The 2,935-nt window shown below is 69.1% G+C and carries 3 protein-coding genes; all 3 read left to right on the plus strand.

The features are described from left to right. On the plus strand, positions 1-784 hold a 784-nt coding region (locus tag AC2VOR_RS01160), incomplete at its 5' end, for an alpha/beta hydrolase (RefSeq protein WP_486963051.1). A gap of 131 nt (positions 785-915) precedes the next feature. After that, positions 916-2,487 carry an alpha/beta hydrolase gene (locus tag AC2VOR_RS01165; protein WP_486963052.1) on the plus strand — a complete coding sequence of 524 codons (1,572 nt, stop codon included), beginning with the start codon at positions 916-918 and terminating at the stop codon, positions 2,485-2,487. Between the two features lie 100 nt (positions 2,488-2,587). Beyond that, positions 2,588-2,935: glutamine synthetase beta-grasp domain-containing protein (locus AC2VOR_RS01170; RefSeq protein WP_486963053.1), on the plus strand; the 348-nt coding region annotated here is incomplete at its 3' end.

Raw genomic sequence — 2,935 nt, forward strand, 5'->3', positions numbered from 1 at the left:
CATCGAGGCGGACCTGCGCCAGGCCAAGGGGTTTCAGGACGCGTTCAACGACTACGCCGCCGACTGCGCGAAGAAGCCGACCTGCCCGCTGGGCACCGACCCCGCCAAGGCCGTCGAGGTCTACCACGGTCTGGTGGACAAGCTGGTCGACCCGAAAGACCCGATGATCGGCCGGCCGGCCCACACGAAAGATCCGCGGGGGTTGAGCTACAGCGACGCCATCGTGGGCACGATCATGGCGTTGTACTCCCCGACGCTGTGGCACCACCTGACCGAAGGGCTGACCGAACTCGAGAGCGACCGCGGCGACACCCTGCTGGCCCTGGCCGACATGTACATGCGGCGCGACTCGCGCGGCCACTACTCCAATGCCACCGACGCGCGGGTGGCGATCAACTGCGTCGACCAGCCGCCGATCAAGGACCGGGCCAAGGTCATCGAGGAGGACCGCCGCTCGCGGGAGATCGCGCCCTTCATGAGCTACGGAAAGTTCACGGGTGACGCACCGTTGGGCACGTGCGCGTTCTGGCCGGTGCCGCCCACGAGTAAGCCCCACACCATCTCGGTGCCCAACCTGGCGCCCACCGTGGTGGTGTCCACCACCCACGACCCGGCGACGCCGTACAAGGCCGGCGTCGACCTGGCCAACGAGCTGCGCAGCTCGCTGCTCACCTTCGACGGGACCCAGCACACCGTGGTGTTCCAGGGCGACAGCTGCATCGACAACTACGTGACGGCCTACCTCATCGGCGGTGACACGCCACCGCGCGGCGCCAAGTGCTGACGCCTTCGCCGAACGTGAACTGACGGCGAGATTTTCGCCGATTTTTGGCGCTGAGTTCACGCTCGGCGCCCGGGATAGCGAGACCAAGGCGTAATCCTTTCGCGCCGCCACGGGTATCCGCGGCTGCAACGATGACTGCCATGTCGCGCCTGAGATCATGGAGCTCGGCGCTGCTCTCGTTCGGACTGCTGCTCGGGGCGCAATCACCCGCGGCGCTGCCGGTCGCCGGTGCGGCACCGGAGCCCGGCGCCGGCCAGACCCCGAGTCCCGCGCCGCCGCGCGCCGCGGCGGTACCGCAGAACTGGGGCAGTTGCAGCCTGTTTCTCCACGGCACCACCGACGTTCCCGCCGGCGCGCGGTGTACCACCGTTGCGGTACCGGTCGACTACCGCAATCCCGGTGGGGCGCAAGCCAAGCTGGCGGTGATCCGCGTCCCCGCCAGCGGCCGGCGGATCGGCTCCCTTTTGGTCAACCCCGGCGGGCCCGGGGCGTCGGCGGTGGACATGGTGGCCGCAATGGCCTCGGACCTGGAAGACACCGACATCACGCGCCACTTCGACATGGTGGGCTTCGACCCGCGGGGGGTGGGCCACTCGACGCCGGCGCTGCGCTGCCGGACCGATGCCGAGTTCGACGCGTTCCGGCGCGAACCGATGGTCGACTACAGCCCGGCCGGTGTGGCGCACATCGAGCAGATCTACCGGCAGCTGGCCCAGCAGTGCGTGAACCGCATGGGCACCGAGTTCCTGGCCAACGTCGGCACGGCCTCGGCCGCGCGCGACATGGACATGGTCCGTCAGGCGCTGGGCGAGAACCAGATCAACTACCTCGGCTACAGCTACGGCACCGAGTTGGGCACCACCTACCTCGAGGCATTCCCCGCCCACGTGCGGGCGATGGTGCTCGACGGCGCCATCGACCCGACCGTCGGCCCCATCCAGGAAAGCATCGGCCAAATGGCCGGATTCCAAACCGCTTTCAACGACTACGCCCTCAACTGCGCCCGATCGCCGGCCTGCCCGCTGGGCACCGACCCGGCCCAGTTCGTGAACCGCTACCACCAGCTGGTAGACCCGCTGGTGTTCAAGCCGGGCCGCACGGCGGACCCGCGCGGTCTCAGCTACGCCGACGCGACCACCGGAACCATCAACGCGCTCTACACCCCGGCCCATTGGAAGTACCTGACCAGTGGCCTGCTCGGGTTGCAGCGCGGCACCGACGCCTCCGACCTGCTGATGCTGGCCGACGACTACGAGGGCCGCGACCGCAGCGGACATTACGGCAACGACCAGGACGCGTTCAACGGGATCCGCTGCGTGGACGCGCCCACGCCGACGGACACGGCGAGCTGGGTCGCCGCCGATCAGCAGATCCGCCAGGCTGCCCCCTTCCTGAGCTACGGGCCGTTCACCGGGACCGCCCCCCGCGACCTGTGCGCGCTGTGGCCGGTGCCGGCCACGTCGGCCCCGCACGCCGCGAGCGCCGCCGCTCCGGGCAAGGCGGTCGTGGTGTCCACCACCCACGACCCGGCCACCCCGTACCAGGCCGGGGTCAGCCTCGCCCGTCAGCTGGGCGCGCCGCTGATCACCTACGGCGGCACGCAGCACACCGCGGTGTTCAACGGTGACCAGTGCGTGGACACCGCGGTGGTGCGTTATCTGCTCGGCGTGGCCCTGCCTCCGCCCTCGCTGCAGTGTCGCTGAGGCCGGTCCGCCCGCGTGTCTGCGCTTCGCAACGGTTCTGAGCGGGCATTTAACGACGGTGGTAACACAGAATTAACAGGGGTTGCATACTGTGCGAGATATGGATCGGCAGAAGGAATTCGTCCTGCGCACGCTCGAGGAACGGGACATCCGTTTCGTGCGGCTCTGGTTCACCGACGTGCTCGGTTTCCTCAAGTCGGTCGCCATCGCCCCGGCGGAACTGGAAGGCGCCTTCGAGGAGGGCATCGGCTTCGACGGGTCGTCGATCGAGGGGTTCGCCCGGGTGTCGGAATCCGACACCGTGGCGATTCCGGACCCGTCGACGTTCCAGGTGCTGCCCTGGGCGAGTCCCGCCGGCCACCACCACTCGGCGCGGATGTTCTGCGACATCACCATGCCGGACGGGTCGCAGTCGTGGGCGGACCCGCGGCACGTGCTGCGCCGTCAG

Source organism: Mycobacterium sp. TH-M103, from assembly GCF_057473785.1.

Excerpts from the sequence above, each read along its gene's own strand:
- AC2VOR_RS01165 (WP_486963052.1), top strand. The coding sequence starts at position 916 with ATGACTGCCATGTCGCGCCTGAGATCATGGAGCTCGGCGCTGCTCTCG.